The organism is Spiroplasma endosymbiont of Megachile willughbiella (assembly GCF_964273395.1).
Classification (GTDB): Bacteria; Bacillota_I; Bacilli_A; order Mycoplasmatales; family Mycoplasmataceae; genus Spiroplasma_A; species Spiroplasma_A apis.
This window is the reverse complement of sequence record NZ_OZ187005.1, coordinates 489,640-509,802: the sequence shown is the minus strand read 5'-3', so window position 1 is coordinate 509,802 and position 20,163 is coordinate 489,640. Positions and strand designations below refer to the sequence as shown.

At 24.5% G+C, this 20,163-nt stretch carries 10 protein-coding genes and 1 CRISPR repeat array; all 10 genes read right to left on the bottom strand.

Annotated features, from left to right (window positions below):
- Positions 1–101: 101 nt before the first annotated feature.
- Positions 102–1,712, bottom strand: a complete 1,611-nt coding sequence (locus ACI2WZ_RS02220; protein ID WP_500245180.1) for a DEAD/DEAH box helicase — start codon at positions 1,710–1,712, stop codon at positions 102–104.
- Between the two features lie 8 nt (positions 1,713–1,720).
- On the bottom strand, positions 1,721–2,611 hold the full coding sequence (locus ACI2WZ_RS02215; RefSeq protein ID WP_500245124.1) for a DEAD/DEAH box helicase family protein: 891 nt from the start codon (positions 2,609–2,611) through the stop codon (positions 1,721–1,723).
- A gap of 476 nt (positions 2,612–3,087) precedes the next feature.
- Entirely contained in the window at positions 3,088–4,287 is a 1,200-nt protein-coding gene (locus tag ACI2WZ_RS02210; RefSeq protein ID WP_500245123.1) for an AIPR family protein, read from the bottom strand.
- A gap of 1,627 nt (positions 4,288–5,914) precedes the next feature.
- Positions 5,915–6,715 (bottom strand): UvrD-helicase domain-containing protein, encoded by an 801-nt coding sequence (locus tag ACI2WZ_RS02205; protein WP_500245122.1) that lies wholly within the window; start codon positions 6,713–6,715, stop codon positions 5,915–5,917.
- A gap of 506 nt (positions 6,716–7,221) precedes the next feature.
- Positions 7,222–7,416 carry a hypothetical protein gene (locus ACI2WZ_RS02200; protein ID WP_327194847.1) on the bottom strand — a complete coding sequence of 65 codons (195 nt, stop codon included), beginning with the start codon at positions 7,414–7,416 and terminating at the stop codon, positions 7,222–7,224.
- 269 nt (positions 7,417–7,685) lie between these two features.
- Positions 7,686–10,508, bottom strand: a complete 2,823-nt coding sequence (locus tag ACI2WZ_RS02195; RefSeq protein ID WP_500245121.1) for a hypothetical protein — start codon at positions 10,506–10,508, stop codon at positions 7,686–7,688.
- 821 nt (positions 10,509–11,329) lie between these two features.
- Positions 11,330–12,502, bottom strand: coding sequence for a hypothetical protein (locus tag ACI2WZ_RS02190; protein ID WP_500222979.1), 1,173 nt, complete (start codon positions 12,500–12,502; stop codon positions 11,330–11,332).
- Entirely contained in the window at positions 12,502–12,828 is a 327-nt protein-coding gene (gene cas2 / locus ACI2WZ_RS02185; RefSeq protein ID WP_500222977.1) for a CRISPR-associated endonuclease Cas2, read from the bottom strand. The genes ACI2WZ_RS02190 and cas2 overlap by 1 nt, the downstream gene beginning before the upstream one ends.
- Positions 12,821–13,762, bottom strand: a complete 942-nt coding sequence (gene cas1, locus ACI2WZ_RS02180) for a type II CRISPR-associated endonuclease Cas1 (RefSeq protein ID WP_500245120.1) — start codon at positions 13,760–13,762, stop codon at positions 12,821–12,823. The genes cas2 and cas1 overlap by 8 nt, the downstream gene beginning before the upstream one ends.
- Before the next feature lie 234 nt (positions 13,763–13,996).
- Positions 13,997–16,606: a CRISPR direct-repeat array (repeat unit 36 nt; unit sequence GTCGTCTATTCCTTAGATATGTCAGATAACTAAAAC).
- Between the two features lie 7 nt (positions 16,607–16,613).
- A complete protein-coding gene (gene cas9 / locus ACI2WZ_RS02175) occupies positions 16,614–20,063 on the bottom strand; it encodes a type II CRISPR RNA-guided endonuclease Cas9 (protein WP_500245119.1) in 3,450 nt (1,149 codons plus the stop codon).
- Positions 20,064–20,163: the final 100 nt, after the last annotated feature.

Sequence of the window (20,163 nt, the reverse complement as noted above, 5' to 3'; positions counted from 1 at the left end):
ATTCTCCTTGTATAATTTTCTTTTTTTAAACAAAATGTATACTTAGAGAATTATATTTAGTTCGAAATGTTTAATCAAATTAAACTTTAAAAAATGAATCATTATTTAAATTCTTTTATAATTTTAGCAACATTACTGATATAGTAATTTCTTAGACTTTTATTGGATTTTTCAATACAAAATATATTTGGAAAAGATGACTTTCCTCCAACTACAATGTCAGATAATATTCTAAATCTTTTAAAGAAATAATCTTTCTCAACTTTTCAAAATTCTTTATAACCATGCGGTACTTTTATCAAGTTATAAAAATCAATAACCTCCTTAGAAATAATATTACGTTTATAAGGTGCTATATATGAATCTTTCAACAAGTAATAGCCTGTGCTAATTTTCATCACTCTTGCCTTTTTTCCATTTTTAAATTCATAAAATAATAATGTATTATCTTTAATCGTTTTAGAACTCGGAAAATATTTTAAACTATAATTATACGGCAGATTATGAACTTTTTTTCTTGCGTTCCTGATGATATTTTCTATATTATTTAATATGAAATTTGAATTGACAACATCATTTTTTTTAGTTATTTTCAAAAATTTTATGATATCGAACTCTTCGAAATTTAAACCATAGTATTTATATTCTAGTTGCATATCACAATTATAAATGTCAAATAGTTTATAACCATCATTACTTTTCTCAAAGATTTCAAATCAGTTTTTACATAAATCATCAAAAATAAGGGTGAATTTTTTTACATTCTTAGTATTTTTTACATAACATTCTAAATCTCAAGTAATATAATTCTTACATTTAGAGTCATATATATCTCTTTTTTGTTCTTTTAATTTTTTTAATAAGTCAGTTTTCGAAAGTTTATCTAAATAAAGATTTATACCTTCAAAAATACTTATATCGTTTTCTAATCAGTCTATTATTTGGACATCGGATAAAATATTACAAAAGCGATTTATTCAATAATCCTTGATGTTGATATTTGTAGCTATATCTATAACTTTTAATTTTTTATTTTCTTTTTTTCTTAAACCACGTCCTAGTTGTTGTAAGTATATCGTTTTAGATTGAGTTGGTCGTAAAAAAATGATGCTATCAATGTGTGGAATATCAATACCTTCATTTAAAATATCAACAACACATAAGTAATTAATTTGTTTGTTAGCAAATCTATTCAATTTCTCCTTACGTTTTTCATCTCCAGAAACTAGATAGCTTGAGTTATATCCATTCTTAATTAACAAATTATTTATTTTTTTTGCATGATCAATATTAATACAAAAAATGATTGTTGTAGCACAATCTGAAATATAGTTTCTAATCGACTCTAAAACTAAATTGTTTCTTTCAATATTGTCTGCTTTAATTAATAATTTAACGTCACTTTTTAAGTCTTGACTAGAAAGTTCAATACCACTCTTATCACCCAATAGATAATAATCTATTTCACACACTAAATTTTTTTTAATTGCTTCATGTAATTGCATTTCACATAATATGTTCTTGAATATTTTTGTTATACTTTCAAGCCCTTTTCTTCTTTCGGGAGTTGCTGTTAAAGCGATATTATTAATTGGTTTGAAATATTTAAAAATGTAATCAAATGTATTTGTTTCTGACTCATTATCAAAATGATGTGCTTCATCGTAAAATATAATTTCAAATTGATTCTCATTAAACATTTTTTTATCAATTAAATTTTTTAATAATTTATTTGTAATAAATATTGACTTATTTTTAATATTGTTAAAATCAATGCTTTTTGATTTTCTGTATTTACGATTATTGCATCAAGATCATTGTTAACTTGTTTATAACGTTTATATGCATTATTTATAATTTCAACCCTATGGGTTGTGAATAACATTTTTGCATTTCTAACTTTATTTGTAAATTCTAAAAACATATGTGCAGCAACTATCGTTTTTCCTGTTCCCGTTGGTAATATTACACTATGGTTAGTTTCTTCAAACATATCTAGTTTATAACGTTCGATTATTTCTAATTGATAGTTATGTAATTTAATGTTGGTATTTGTATTTTCATCAAAGTTCATAATTTTATAATGATTATGTTCTAAGTTGATTCAGTCTTTTCTAGACATTGAATTAAAATTAATTAATTTATAGTCTCCGTTTTCATTTCACATAAAATCAATTTCCTTTTTTAAATTGATTTTAGTATCAATAGCTTGCAATGTTGAAACTTCTTTTCCATATAAACCGCGATATGTAAAATTAGCGCTTCCCAGTATAATGTCAAAATCATTTTCATACATAAAACCATAAATTTTTTTATGTATCGGTTGTTCAGTTTTTTGAACTACTTGGACTTTGATTTCAATCGCTTCTTTATATGTTTCGTAAATATAGCTCAAATCATCATAATTAAAAGACTCACCACTCTCGGTAAAAGTAGAAGTGATAACCTTAATTTTTCCACCTTTTTCAGTGAATTCTTTTAACTCGTTTTTAAAAACACTAAATGCTTCTTTTGTAATAAATGGACTGACAATGTAAAATATTTTTGCTTTAGATATTAATTTTTTTATTGCATCAACTAGACTTGTTGAACTTAAATCAGAATAATACATACTATTGACCTTTCATAAATTAATATAATATTACTATAAATAAATTATTTGTTTATATAAAACATGTTAGATTTATTAACAAATTTAAATAAATAATATGTACATTCATTTTTTATCCAATTTAAAAATGCTTAATTGTTTATATTCCTTTAACTGAATCATTAGGATTTTTTAATTACTTTATGTTTGGTACCTATTAAATAACTTTTTTTAAAAAAAACTCAATGTTTATATTTGTGAATAAGATATTCTGCTCCTAATTAGTATATTATTACACCTTAAATATTGAATAATAAATCACCGATTAATTTTAAAACTATTTTCATAGGAATTGAATTATTGTGACTAACTTCATTAGTTCAAGATTTTATAGCTAAATTTTCATTAGTTTTTTTGTTAAAAAAACAACCTATTTTCTAAACCAAATTAATAAATACTTTTTAGTAAATTTGGTAGTTTAAGGTTGTTTTTTAGATTTAGTTTCTGTTACTTTTTTTATCTAAAAATTGTTTTAATAATAACCTTTGGAAGGTCATATCTCATATATTTTTATTTTTTCCCACTTGTTGAGGATCATCGACTGTTTTATCATTAACTATAAAACCAGCTAATGCTTCTTTTTCTTCATTTCAAATACTAATAGGTGGGGAACATCACTCAAATTTCCCTGTTTCCTTATTTTCTCTTATTAAAGCTCTAAAAGCCCCTAAAATTGGATATATAATACCAGTGGGAACACTATATTCTAATTTATTTTTAAAGAACTTTGATTCTCCGTTCTTTTTTACTTTAGCATATTTTTTTACACCATACTTTTTGTTGTTTTTATTAAATGCTTCTGGAAATTGAGTTTCAATTAAGTCATATAATTCAAATATTTCTTCAATAATATTTGAAAACTTATTAACACTTTTTTCAATATCTGGCAAATCTAAGTATTTTTTTAATGTCACTTCTTTTCCTGTGTAACTTTGAATTGGTGGATTAGATTTTATATCGTTACTATAGATATCAAGATTAAACATATTCATTATTGCTATAATTTCTCTAATGTCTATGTTTTTTTCATTATCAAATTTTTCTTCATTCATTTTATAAATAATTCTATCTTTGAAACTAATTTTATTATTTGTAAATAAATCTTTAATAGCCTGAAATTTTCTTTCTAAATCTGCAATAGATTTTTGATCAACCTGAACTGTTTTATTTCTTGCTGCTGCCAGCTCTACAATTTCATCCCTATTTTCAATTCCTGTAATAATTTCAACAAAAACATAAGCATCACTCGGGTCATGTTTGAGTTTTTTGTTATCCTCATTATTTTTTAAAATTATTCTAAGAGTATGACCTCCATCTATGTTTCCATGAATTTCCTTATCAGAAAATATCATTTCAGCAAAGTTTAAATTATTATCAAATTTAACACTTTCTGCAGAGAAAAGGATTCCTTTATTTAAATTATAAAAGAATTCCGGATTTTTTTTAAGTGAGGTCATAATACCTTTACTTACATTTTGATCTGTATTTTGATATCTAGGATTAGTATCAAATCATTCCTTTATATCTTCATCTATTGTTGATGTTTTAACATACATAACATATTTAATAATATTATCTTCACCATTTGGTGAAGATAGTTTTCTGAAGCTACTCACTTCAAATTTAAATTTTTCCATAAACTATTCCTTTCATTTTTTTTTTTTTTTTTTTGCATCAGAACAAAAAATCTTCTTATTTTATGCAAACAAGAAGATTAGATAGATTAAATTAACATATAATATCACTTAAAATAGTAATTTTGAGCAACACTTGGTTAAACTCACTGTTAATATAGAAATTTAGTCCTCACAAAATGTACAGGAATCTCTAATATCTTGTTTTTACTCTGATAATTTCAATATAACACTTAATAATTGTTTTGTCAACTTTTATGATACTTTTTTTTTATAGATATAACTAAAATTTGTTTAAATTCTTTAACAAACTATATAAAATAATTCAATTCTTTAATTTTATTGATTTCATCTAAAAAGCTATCTAAGTTTATTTCTACAGTATTCATGTTTTCTTTTATAAACAAAATATTGTAAAACATTCTTTCTAAGTCTTCATATTTCATACTGATACGTTCAACCTTATTTTTCTTTAAGTTAAATAAATAGTATTGAAATTTATCAAATTTAGATCTTAAATCACTATTTTTTGAAATAATTAATTTATATAAAAGTAACTGTAATCTGTGAATATTACTTAATTCATTTGTAAATTTAAATTCTCATATTCTTTTATTTTCAAAATCAACACAATCAAGTATTCCTATATAGTTTCTACCATTTATATTTTCCATTTTTATATTATATTCGAACTTAAATTTCTTGCTTAAAACTCCTGCATTATCTCCCAATATGATTTCAAATACATCATTGGCTGTTTGATCATCTTTTTTTGTAATTCAGTCTATTTCTTGGATTTGATTTATTCTTGAAATGTCTTCATTTTCTATTGCCGAAAGCAATAGAACTACTTTTAATATATTAATATTCTTGTTTTCATATTCATCAATAATACTTTTAACCCAAGCTTTTTTTGGTTTTAGAAAACTTAATAAGGTGTCAGAGTCGGATTTAGATTCAGATATTTCTTTTAAAACTTGTTTAATGGATTTGATTATGTCATCAAATTTATTGACTTTTTCTAAAAACATAATTGGAAAGTATTTACCGTTAAAGATTGATAAATTTTCAGAGTATTCTTTCTTTTTTTTAAAAAAGGTTTTTGAGTTTGGCACTTTCTCCAAAGAATAACTTGGTTTTATGACAAAACGTTCAACTTTCATTTTATCTAAATATTCTCTTAATTTTTCTAAAGGTAAAAACTTCAAGAGATCACTAACAGATGTGTTTAAAACTGTATTTTCAATTCTCCTATTAATACTTTTGTTAGCTTCTTCTCAAGTTCTTTTTTTATCTTCTTCTACTTTAAAATCAATAAACTTATTCAAATTATCAAAGTTTAAAAACTTAAATGCTGAGTTATTATAGTGGTTGATTATTATTGTTTTTTCAGTTGCTCTTGTAAGAGCTACATAATGAAGATTGCTGGGTTTCATATGATCAGAATTTCTATCATAATATTCAAAATAACTATGTTCCATAGAAAAAATGATGGCTACTTTTCTTTCTCTTCCTTTTGATTGGTGAATAGTTGAGAAAGCAATTTTGTTTTTCAATTCTTTGTCACTTAAATTTTCTTCCTCACTTAAAGATATATAAACTAAATGACCTTTTTCCGATAAAAGCGTTGCTAATCTTGACAGAGGAGTATTTGTCCCCTGAACTTTATTCGATAATATAAAAATATCTTCATCTTCGTATTTCTCAAAAACAGGTTTCAAATATTCATATAAAGCCTTAGTATTAAATGCATCAATCACCGTATAAAATAAGTTCTTTTGCTGTTTTCTTGATTTGAAGTAATGAAATTTTCGTTAAAATAAACTTCATTCAAAAAAGTTGCATTATCTTTTGTGATTCGGTAACTAGTACTTAACTTAGTGCTTTTTCAACTAAAATTATTAAGATTTCCAAAAGCAATTTCTGCTTTTGATAAAAAAAGTGGATTAGCCCCTCTAAAACTATATATTGATTGTCTTGAATCTCCTAAAATACATAGTTGTGAATTAAAATATTTTTCTTTAATAATCTTGACTAAAGGTTTATAAATATTGAAGGACATATCTTGAACTTCATCTAAAATAAGTAAATCAAAATGTTCTAGATTTTTAATTACTTCAATTTTATTGATTATTATATTATTTAGAGCTTGATCATCTTTACAAGTGTCACCAAAACAGTTTCCAATAAATGAGTGAAATGTCTTGCATTTAATATTTGTTAAACTATGCTTCTTAATTTTTTTATTAGTTTCATCAGATAACTTTTTATTATAAGTTAAAATTATTATATTTTTGTCCTTAAAAGCATCTGCTATAAATAAGCTAGTTGTAGTTTTACCACTTCCAGCTACTGCTTCAATTTTTAAATTATAATTAGCTTTAAGGTAGTTAATTATTTTTTGTTGTTCATCACTAATTTTAAAATTCATATTTTTCATGCTCCGCATTACACATTTAATTATGATTTATTATAACCTAAATAAATAAAAATATAATACTAAAAGTGTGAATATAATTCTCTAAGTATACATTATGCTAAAAAACACTCATTTATACAAATGAATAAACCCTCTATACATAGAGTTAAATAAAAAAATCTAATATAATCTATAATTTAAATATAATTTGTCAAGTATGCAAAATGTTTTTTATAAAAATACTTAAACAAAGTTTGAAGTACTTTTTTTTATAGTTTGAAATCTAAATAAATATATGTTGGATGGTCTTATGTTTATCATTATTATTTTATAATTGTAAAATTATATATAATTATCGATTGCTATTTTTAACTTATGAAAATTATTCTGCTTTAGTTTTATTTTCGCACTCTTCTTTTAAAGAAAAAAAAGTTTTACACATTCCATTATCAATAGAGATACATGGTCTAGATTATGATATTTTTTCTAACATAATGCTTTGCAAATATAAATGTATATTAATTTCCGTTATCAGAATGGATGGTAAGTTTTTTAGTTAGATCTTGTCTATGAAACGAAGCTTTCTCAAGTGTTTTTCTGTAAATATCTATGTCATTTTTTAAAGATACCTCATGACCTACTATGAATCCAGTGTTTGCGTCTTTCAAAACACTTAAATATGCAAATTTTTTGTTGAAAGGTATATATGTAATATCTGTAACTTAAAGCTCATTTTTTGAATACAAAGATCAATTTCTATTAACATGATTAGGACCATAAGTTATTTTTTTGACTTCTTTTGGTTTTCTATACATCATTTTTATTCTTATAACTGAATATAAATTGAATAATTTCATTATTCAAGCAACTTTAGATTGACTTACTACTATGCCTTGATTATTTAAAATGAGACAATATATTTTGAAATCTTTGAAATATATGCAACCATTTTTTTCTATAACTAGACAATATTATTTTTTGATTATTTTAAAGACAATCATTTGTTTTCCTTTAATTTAAACACTTCCATCCCAAGTTCACTTGTATCAAAAACTTCTTGAAAAAATACTTCTTTTTTATTATATTTTAATATTATTCATCTTCTTATTATATTACCAGTATTTCAACTTTCGCAATAACAAACATAATATTTAAAAAAATTCTTTTTTCTATCATTATTAGGTATTTTGAATCAAGTTTGTGAATCATCATCGAAAAAAACAGTCCCCACTTTTGTCGATCAATTGATTCTTTTTTTGGTCAAGTGATTTGATGGAAAAAAAGTTTCTAATTCACCATTATAATTAATACAAATATCTTTATGATTTAAAAGTTCCGAAGAGAATATTGTTTCTGAATACAACTGAATTTGGAATATGAACTGTTCCTTTGAAAATTCTGATACTTTAAAAGTATCTATGTAACAATTATTTGTTACAACATCAGAGATATTTTGATGATAAAACTCCTTTTCGAACTTTATCTCTTTAAAAATGTAATATATTTTAAAACCCGTCTCTATCCTAACCTTATTTTTAAAGGCGTAAAATTTATTTTCTAATAAAAATTTAATGAAATTATTCGTAATCTTTCTAAATTTTTCTTTATCCAAAGGATAATATTTTATATTTCACATTTTTTCATCAGAAATTTTATTATCGCAAAAAATTAAATTGGAGCATATAAAAAAAATATTGTTTATCAATGGTCATTCAATTTTTAAGTTATTTTCTAAATATATATCAGAATAATATATTCTATTCTTTTTTGCGTCGCATTTTTTCTTTTTAAAATACTTTAAAATAATAAAATCTATTAATTCAATAACCTTTCAATCAAAACTATTATATATTTTTGTAGATGTTGTGTAATGGAGTTTAAAATAAGAATTAATTTGTACATTTCTTGGAAATGAAAATTTATCATTTATTAAATTCATAATTTCTTTTATCTCTTCACATGTATGGTATTCAGTTTGTTTGAAAAAATAACATAGAAATATATACGCATTTTGAATTAGGCTATTATTTATATTGATTAAATATTTTTTATCATGAATGTTTCCAAAGTTGTTATTTACAGGTGTATTTATTAAATCTAAGTGCAAAAAATAGTAATTATAAAAGACATATTTATATGTCAATGTTTTTTTATATTTATAAAATGTTTTTTTTAAGTGATATTTTAAAATATTTACATGACTGTTAGCTTTTTGAAATATCTTAATTCTTAGAAAAATATTGGCCCATTTAACAAAGGTTTTATAACAAGAAAATGAGTTAAATAATCTTTTATAAAATATGATTGCATCATTTTCAGATAAATTTAATATACGATTTGTAAAATAACTTATATAAAAAATTTCCATATTTCTGTCATTAAAATCTGTCAAATCAATAAAATTACATAGAATATTTTCAAACTTCATAATATTTATATTATCTATTAAAAATGTGATACATTTTTCATAATCTTCCCTTTCCAACTCAATACATTCATTTAAATCTTGAACGTTGAAGTTTGATATTAAAAAATAAAAAAAAGATATTTTATATTCATGATTCTTATTGAGTACTAGTTTTTTCCTTTTTTCCTTAAAAGAAAAAAGAAGCATAAGTTTATTCAAAATACTTTTATTAATTCTTTTTACTAGTAAGATATCATCGTCCTTATTTATAATAAATTCTATGTTAACTTCTTCCATTTTTTCAGATTTTAACAACAGAACAAAAGCTGTATATCATTCCTTCAATTCTACGTCATCCCTATATTCTTTATCATCCTTACATTTTCTCATATGCGTTAGTAACAATGGTAGGTATAACATTCTATCTTTTAAAACAAACTTTTCTTTTTCTTTTGCCACTATACTTCGAGAGTTAAAAAAAATTATTTCACTTTTATTTTTTTTAAAGAATTCTGATTTCTCATCAATACCATAGTAAAAAGTTTTAATATTATTTTTTAAAAAAGTTCAATAACTTTTTCAGTCTACACATTTCTCTCCTTCGAAGTAAAACTCAAAAAAATGCTCCAGAATATTTCTTCATATAAATATGAAGTGATCAGTATTTTTTTTGATTACAAATCCTTTATTAGATAATATAATTAATGAATGGATAAAGTAATTAATTTCTCTTAAAGACAGTAAATTAAAAGAAATAGTTTGAATTATCTTATAATATTTCTCATAATTACTTGGACTTATAAGAGTAGACACTCTATACATATAGTTACTTTCCAAAGAATTTTTAAATTCAATTGTTCCTATATTTAAATCAAGTTTTTTTATTTCCTTTTTGCAAACACCAGTAATTATAACTTTGATATTAATAGCTAAAAGATTTATTATGATTTTTTCAAAAATGCGTTTAAGAGAAAAATCAAATTCATTTATCCCATCAAAAATTACATATTTTAAATTATTGGTATTTATGTTTTCTTCCAAATCTTTAATTTTTTCATAACTAAGATCTTTTAAATAATATGCTTCAATATCTTTATGATTGGCTGAGTTTTTTGTGAACATAGTTTTACCAGAGCCTCTGCTACCATAGTAATAAATGCAATTAAAATTCAAAAAAATTTTAACATCTTTTTGATAGAGTTTATCAGTGTTTTTTGTTATCTCATCAATAGCATTTTCCTTATTTTTATTATCTTTGAAATTTATAATTGCTTTTTTATACTCATCAAATGTGAATATTTTCTTCATAGGAAACTTTATATCACTTGCAAATAAATTAAAACTAAAAAAATCAATAACTGAGAAAATTTTATCTTTATTATTTAATAATTCATCCATATTTTAAAACTCCATTTTTAATTTTTTTTATTATAAATGAATTTATTAACTTTTGTTTGTTGAATTAAAAAAATATATTTTTAAAGCATTCAACAAAATGATATAGCTAATAAACAAAATGCTTTTTAGAAAACAATATATAACTTTAGACAGATATTATAAGTTGAATATATTAAACCTCATGAAACTCGTAAAAGAGAGGTTGTTAAAATGAGAAAAAAAACTGATGTTATTAGAAGAACTACATTATGCACTTCATTATGCTAATGGCCACACATATAGAAAGCTAGACTATTGAAAAGTATAAGTCTTCATAACTTTATACATAAAAATAATGTTAATGCAGGAAGTGAGCTAGTGAATAAATAACAAGGTTGAAGTTTGCTAGTTAAATTATTGAGTAAAAGATTGAATAAGCATATTTGTTACTATTTGCAAGAAAATTTATAGATTAAATTTACAAAGTAATTTCCCCAATATAAAAAACTACATAAATAATGAGTAAATTTATAACATTTTATTTTTTTATTTATACTCATTATTAAATGTATTTAAAACAAAAAATAATCAAATATAAATTATTAGGATGGTATATTTTATAAAATTCTGTTTATATTTAAATAAAAATTTAAAACTATAAATTTTATATGAAAAAACAACTATGATATTTTTATTACGTTGACGATGTAATAAAACACATTTATAAAATAACATAATAGGTTTGTATAAATTAAAAAGCTTATAGAGAACTTATTAAAAATTGTTGTTTGAATAAAAATTTGAATTAATTTAAAAACATCTTATGTAGTTAACAAATATATTTAATAGTTTTCTATCAATGCTTTCAATTTAATATTTTCTATATTTCAATCAATTTTTTTTGAGAGTTCCAACTCAAAAGATAAAACAAAAAGGAAAACAATATCTTTGTAGTTAATATTTAAAGTTAAGGCGTTGTGATCAGCATTTCAGTTACTTACATCTTTACTTTCAATTACAACAATTTTTCTAAAGATATGAGTCATATATAAGTAATGTTCAATTCTCTTCTTGTAGTAACTATATTCAAAATGTAAGTCATCATTATTAATTAAACTAGTAATTTGTTGTTTGTATATTATTAAATCTGTGCTTTTAGATTCAATAAATGAATAGCAAACTGCTATGTTTTTAAAAATACTTTTTAACTTTTTTAAATTGATAATCTTTGAGTCAGATATGAAGTTTATTGATCGTAAATCAGGGTTGAATAATTTTAAGGTAAAAGAACTGTTAACGGTAATAATAACATTAATATTGTATTTACCAATCCATTCTAATATAGTTGCGCTAAGTTTTAGAATATTATTATCATCTGCACAAGCATCGGGAAGATCTAATAATAAAAATATTGGTCGTTCTTTATCATTGAAATCAATCTCTAAAAACAAGATCTCTAATATCAACATTCTTATGGTAAATCTGCTATATGATTTCTCATCAACTTCTTTAGATTCATCTTCTTTATATAAATAAACTTTTAATAATTTATCAATAAGGCTATCTATTGCTTTGGTATCAATATTGAACTTTACAGATATTTTTTCATCTAAGTCAAACATTTCTTTGAACTCTAATGAATTAATAACCTCTTCTAAATCATTGTAAAAAGTATTTAGTCGGTTTTGAAAATTTTCATTATCTTGTTGCATTATTATGTGACTATTAATTTTCTTCAAAATACAATTTCGTAAGAGATTAGATTTTGTTAGTTTTAATTCATTTTGTAAATCAAATAGTTCTTTTAAAAAAACACATTGATATCTAGCAACACACGAGCTTGAGGAATTAAATGAAAGTTTGTATATTTCTTTACCTTTAAGACCTTCATAAATTTCATGTAATAATAGGCTTTTTTTAGAGTTATTAGTACCATATAAATATGCTATATTATTATGAAAATTAATTGTGGTTTTTCCAAAAAAGTTACTATTAAGTACTAAGTTAGTTTCCACTATAATTCCAATATAAAATCAATGTTTTGATTTTCTTCTTGAAAAGTCTTGCTACCCACTAAAATTTTCATATCTTTATATTGTTTTTCTGTTATACCTATCATTCTAACGTCTCCTTTTTTAGGCTTAAAGTTCTCAATTTTTTTTTGATAGATTAACATTTGATCATAATTTATACATAACTTTACATATATAGAAAATTGAATCATATAGAAACCATTTTGAATTAATATTCTTCTAAACTTAGTGTATTCTTTATTTTCACCTTTAGTTGTATTAGGTAAATCATAAAACACAAATAATCTCATTTGTCGAAACCTACTCATACTCATAGATATCATCTACTTTTTCTTCATAATATATTATTGTAGGAAGCTTAAGTTTTAGAGAACTTGTTGTTTTTAAAACTGTTACATAACTTCTAACCATTATATCAATTGCATTTGTGATAGTTTGAAACTTACCATCAACTGATACAAATTGATTAAGTAAGTTGATTAATTCCAGTCTTTTATTATAACTAAGGTTCTCCCCTTCTAAACCATCAAGATTTTTAATTACTCATAAATCAACAAATGGTCTAAACGGTTCCAATAAATCATAAGATAGGTTTCAATTATTAGTTTTACCAATATGAAAGATACCTAGAAAACATAGTAATCCGTATTTAACTAAGGTTCTAGATATTGCAGAAGCTAAAATTGTGTAACCATAATTTAAAGTTTTGTTTATGATATCATCACTAAATCTAATAAAATTACTTCCATATAACTCTCTAAAAAAGACTTTAGCAGCAAGTCCTTCTCTATTGGTTGTATCGTTTAATTTGACTGTTTTTTGAAAATTCGATACCATTTCGATTGATCTATCACTACAACCAATCATGACCATAACATTCAAAGAATTTTCAATCTTTTTTTCAATTATTTGTTTTCATATTATTTTTTTATATTCTGGATTAATACTTATTTGCTTTTCGATAATAGCTAATGGTTTTCAATGATTATGATATGAGAGCATAATTCCATTAGGTTCATAACTATCATTACAAACAACTAGAAACACATTATTATCTAATAATTTAGAAATAAGTTGTGTAGAAATTAGTGTGTAGTTATTTTCTAATATTATACAATTAATATCACTTAATGAGAATGTTAATGATTTGTCAGATTTCTGTTTAGTATTTTCTATTTTTAATAAATTATTTTTAAGTGATAATTTATCATACTTATTTATAATTATTGTTTTCCAAGACAAAACGTTATTCCTTTCCTATATACATAAATATAAGTTCATTTTATGTAATAAAAAAGTAAAAGACCATACCACTATAGTTTGAATATGTTAGTTTTCAAATTATATTTCCAAATAACCTAACAAAATTAGTAAAATTTTAAAGGTAAATTTGTAAAATTATCTATTTTTTAGGTCTTTTATATTGGATTTTTAAATAAGTATAACTTGATAGTAATTTTAATGATAGTTTTAATTGTCGTCTATTCCTTAGATATGTCAGATAACTAAAACTTTGTTTCTCATAATTAAACTTCTCATTTAGTCGTCTATTCCTTAGATATGTCAGATAACTATAACTTCTACATTTGGTTAGATCTGTAGCTCCAAGTCGTCTATTCCTTAGATATGTCAGATAACTAAAACTGGTGGTGTTACATATGTAATGGAATGCCAGTCGTCTATTCCTTAGATATGTCAGATAACTAAAACAAAAGGGCTTGCCTGTAGTATCTTTTGATAGTCGTCTATTCCTTAGATATGTCAGATAACTAAAACCATCACACTATGTCATAAGGTTTAAAAACAGTCGTCTATTCCTTAGATATGTCAGATAACTAAAACTAATCTCGTCAGGGTTGGCGAACTCCTCTAGTCGTCTATTCCTTAGATATGTCAGATAACTAAAACAGTCCAAGTGGTTCGGTCAATCTTAAAGGGGTCGTCTATTCCTTAGATATGTCAGATAACTAAAACGAAATCGTACAAGAATTTTTTCCATTTTTTGTCGTCTATTCCTTAGATATGTCAGATAACTAAAACGATTTCTTAATTTCCATTTTGGAAGAAAAAGTCGTCTATTCCTTAGATATGTCAGATAACTAAAACGTAGTTGCTACGACCGCGAAATTGATATGTGTCGTCTATTCCTTAGATATGTCAGATAACTAAAACTTAACACTCTCTTTTTCAAATATATACTTTGTCGTCTATTCCTTAGATATGTCAGATAACTAAAACTAAGTAGGTTCCTATTTGGTAAAAGGTTAGGTCGTCTATTCCTTAGATATGTCAGATAACTAAAACAAAGATTTATTCCTCAAGGACTAGATTTTAGTCGTCTATTCCTTAGATATGTCAGATAACTAAAACGCACTCTCAAGTGATAAGGTTTGTTGTCGAGTCGTCTATTCCTTAGATATGTCAGATAACTAAAACATTCCTAGAATTATCAAAAAACCTTGATTGGTCGTCTATTCCTTAGATATGTCAGATAACTAAAACTTGTTCCAACAAAACTAGGTTCAGATAAGCGTCGTCTATTCCTTAGATATGTCAGATAACTAAAACTTTAGATCTATACATAAATTTATATTTATGGTCGTCTATTCCTTAGATATGTCAGATAACTAAAACTGCCTTGGTCCAAGCGAGTGAGTATTACAAGTCGTCTATTCCTTAGATATGTCAGATAACTAAAACCTTGTGTTGAATCAGCATCAATTGTCATATGTCGTCTATTCCTTAGATATGTCAGATAACTAAAACGACTTAATTGAAAAAACACAAAAAGAAATGGTCGTCTATTCCTTAGATATGTCAGATAACTAAAACTTTAGATCGTAACTACATTCGATATTCATTGTCGTCTATTCCTTAGATATGTCAGATAACTAAAACTTGCTGTAACTGCGATTGTTATGGTGTTGTGTCGTCTATTCCTTAGATATGTCAGATAACTAAAACAAGTTGCATCAATTGTCATATCAGCTTTAAGTCGTCTATTCCTTAGATATGTCAGATAACTAAAACATTATTAGCAACAAGGTCCATTATCGAGTAGTCGTCTATTCCTTAGATATGTCAGATAACTAAAACATATTTATTATTGATAATAAACCTTATCACGTCGTCTATTCCTTAGATATGTCAGATAACTAAAACTCAATTACTTTTCCCGTAGCGTCATAAATCGTCGTCTATTCCTTAGATATGTCAGATAACTAAAACTAAAGATACCTTTAAGGAATTTCGAGCAATGTCGTCTATTCCTTAGATATGTCAGATAACTAAAACTCACCTAAAAAGTTACTTCCTGGAGATTGTGTCGTCTATTCCTTAGATATGTCAGATAACTAAAACTTATCTCGTCAGGGTTGGCGAACTCTTCTAGTCGTCTATTCCTTAGATATGTCAGATAACTAAAACTAATATAACTATTGAAATACATTTCTATACGTCGTCTATTCCTTAGATATGTCAGATAACTAAAACTAAATGTATAGACAAGTAGGAGATTGTTTGGTCGTCTATTCCTTAGATATGTCAGATAACTAAAACGTAACAACGGGAGAAACAATACGAACAATCGTCGTCTATTCCTTAGATATGTCAGATAACTAAAACTTATCTCATCGGGATTGGCAAACTCTTCTAGTCGTCTATTCCTTAGATATGTCAGATAACTAAAACCAATATTTATTATTGATGACAATCCTTATCGTCGTCTATTCCTTAGATATGTCAGATAACTAAAACATGACATTCTTGTATCTTTTTATCGATATAGTCGTCTATTCCTTAGATATGTCAGATAACTAAAACATTGCTTCACTAGCATATTTGTCTCACATTGTCGTCTATTCCTTAGATATGTCAGATAACTAAAACATAGTCCAAGTGGTTCGGTCAACCTTAAAGGTCGTCTATTCCTTAGATATGTCAGATAACTAAAACGATTATTACAAGAAAGGAGAAAAGAATTGAGTCGTCTATTCCTTAGATATGTCAGATAACTAAAACATTAGTTGTTTCCTTCTAAGATTTCAATTGGTCGTCTATTCCTTAGATATGTCAGATAACTAAAACCTCAAAATTAGGCTCTACCCAAAATATCTATCGGAAGTATTTTTATTCCTTTTAAAATATTAGACAATGAATCATACTGATTTTGTGTACCAAATATTTCTTTATTTTTGTTTAGTAATGAAATAAATGTTGTATTTATTTTTGTGGCGTATATTTTTGAACCATTTTTAGATTTAAACACTTTGTATTCATAGTTGTCGTCTTTATTTTTATAACATACTGTGTCATTAGGTCTTAAAATTATTTCATTATCTTTTAGTTTCAAAACGTTTTTATTTTTAAATATATCTATTTTTTTTATTCATCTAGGTTTATTGATACCCTTTTTATCTATTATAACTCCATAATAAACATTTGTTTTTCAAAGGTTTCCATGTCTATCAGTGTGAAATTGATCTTTGTTGGAATCTTTTAATAATTTTTTTGCAGCCATTTTTTCACTTGATGTAACAGATCCAGAAACTTTATGATTTACTTTATAGGAAACAAAAGGATAATGGATATCGCCAACAACATTAGCATTCTTCAAAGTTTCAATATATTCTTGTGGATGTTTAACCTTTACAAATACAGGTCTTTTAACTTTTATTTCTTTTTTAAAGTCTTTTTCATTTAAAATAGATAACTCGTTTAAATTTTTGAAATTTCTCTTCAATTCTTTTTCGGTTAATTTTACTGTATCAACATCAACTTTAACTGATAGTTCAATCGGCATTCTTAAATCAATTAATTTATCTAAATTTTTTACTAAAGGAAACATCTTAATTGCTTGGCAATCTGAATTTATAAAATCATCAATTCTCTCAATTGGCTTTGAAATTTGAAACTGTCACTGATAACCACTATTATCATGTCACTTACTACATATTTCTTTAACGTTATTATGATATTGTTCTAAAGAAATGTTTTTATATTTAAAACTTTTAAATTCATTTTCAATAGCTATCAAGTCAGAAGCAAAATCAACACTTCCTTGGTTTTTAAACTGTGATAATACTATCGCATCAACAGCATGATGAAATGGTGTTATATCACGAACTTTTATATCTAACCCTCATGGAGAAAAGCGTAACCATTTTCTTCTAAATCTTGAGGTGACAACCCCTTTAATCATTAACACATTAGATTTGTATTCTTTATTTTCTTTCTTATATTTATGAATTAAATTATTTTTAAGTCAATTAGCAAAATACCTAGCAATATAAGAATTATCTACTAAATTTCTAGAAGAAAATTTATTTTGATCAATATCTAAAACTGATTTAACTAATAGGTTTTCATACTTATTTCAAGTGATATTACCCTTACGATATAAATCAAGACAATTTTTTTTATAGCTATTTATAATATCTGGATTTTCAGCATTGAAATATTCTAATGGGGTACGATTTTTTTTAAGTTGATTCTCTGTTGTGTAAACTAACACTTTATTATCAAATGAGTCATCTGGAAACATCGAAATCGGTAATATATGATCGACTTCAAGTTCATGTGAGTTTAATTGTTCTATATTAATATCTCTAAGTGAGTACAAACATTTTTTATCTTGAGCTAACCATAGTTTATATTTCAATATTGACGTTGTGTTAGCTACAATACCAATTTTTTCAAGTTCAGATTTTATTACTTCATTTTTAGCTCTTGAATCAAGATTTTTTTTGTTTAACTCATTTCTGACTTCGCCAGACTTACCAAGTTCACGAGATGTTTCCACATTTATTTTTTCAAAATCATTATACTTTCTGAAAAGTGCTTTTAACACTTTTCTTGCTTCATTAATTGCTCTAAAAACTACTGGATTTCTTACCAAATCTCCATCAACAATAGGTTGTAAGAACTTCTTAATGTTTAAGTCTGTATACTCATTTGCTTTTGCTTTTAATTCATCTTGATATACACCAGCGATTTCACCTTCAAGGAAGTGTTTTATTACCATTAACATTGCCTTTTTACAAAGATTACTTGTTGTAGTTACTTTTGAAGGAGTTAAAAGTAATTGATTTATATTTTCGTCGTTAATTGTTACATTATTATCGCTTGCTCATTTTTTTATGTTACTTTTTCTCAACTCTGGAGTTATATTTTTATTTAAAATATCCCCTAAATCATCTATTATATTTGAGTCTAAATTATCAATATTTAATTCTTTTAGTTTTTCCATCCCAAAAACTTTGATGAATCTTTTGGTAAATCCAAATAAATCAGTTTTTTTAGCATTATCTAATGCCTTTAAGTTTTTTAAATCTTCTGATTTGACACCAAAATCAGTTTTTAAAACACTTTCAATCTGCTTTTTATTATTTGAAATAAATTTTTCATCGGTTAAAGCTAAATTGAATAGTTTATTATGAAAGTCTTTTATTGTTTGTTTATTCTCTAAAAAAGAAGAAAACTTAGAGACTTCAACTGCCATTTGATATAAATCAAAAATTATACTTGACTTAATATATCTTTTTTCATTAGGAAAAAATGTACAATTTCCTACTAATTCAGTAAATGGTTTATATAATTTATATGCTCTTAAAGAATCTCTTAATGCAATATAATGATTATTTTTGTCTTTAATGTTTGATAATTTTTGTTTAATTAATTCAATATTTTCTGCTCGAGAGATATTTTTAGGTCCAAAACCATCCTCAAAGAATCTTTGTCTTAATATAGTATCCATGATTTTATCCATAATTTCATTGTTTAGTTGAGGATAATACTCTGCTTGTTTATTTAAAATAAGTTCTAGTTCGTATTTATATGCCGCTCTTGGAAAAAGAAATCTAAATTGACTATCTTTATTACGAACATTTAACAAATTTTTATTTTTTTCAATCCTTGTAGAACTTTCTTCATCAATGAAGGCTTCTGCAATTGTTTTTTTACAAGTTTTTGTGGCTATATCGTAACCTATTAATTTTCTAGCAATTATAATTGAATTTGCATAATCTTCTTTTTCGTTGATTTCAGCATCATCTTTTAATTCTGATTTATCTTCACCTTTTTCTGGATCAAATAAGTTTTCAAAACCTCTATTTTTGGCGATGTGTACAAGCGCAATAGTTAGTTCTTCACTACTTAATTTTTCCTTTAACCCTTTTTTTCTAATAACATATGGATTAAAGTATTTCTTTTCATCATATACAATTTTATTTGTTGGTTTTAATGAAGAAATAGAAAAATTGAAAGTTTTTTCGTATAAATTCTCAGTAATAATACTTGAGTCTATTAATATTTTTTTCAATAACTTTATTCTAGCTTTTTTTCTTCTTTTTAATCTTCTTGAGCTTCGAAATCCTCTTCTTTCTGCAGCTAAAGATGTTTTATCTTTTGGCTTTTCAGGTACTTCGAACAATCTAACACCAAAATCATCTAATCAAGGCTCTATAACATTCTCATCATCGTAACCTGTGACAGCTCACCCTACTGACGAAATACCAAGATCAAGACCTAATATATATTTTTTCATTTTTTCACCCTTTTTTACTTTCAAAAATATTTTATCAAAGTTATATAAATTTGTTTTGAAAATAAAAAAAAGAGCAGGTTTAGGGATGCTCAACCCTTCA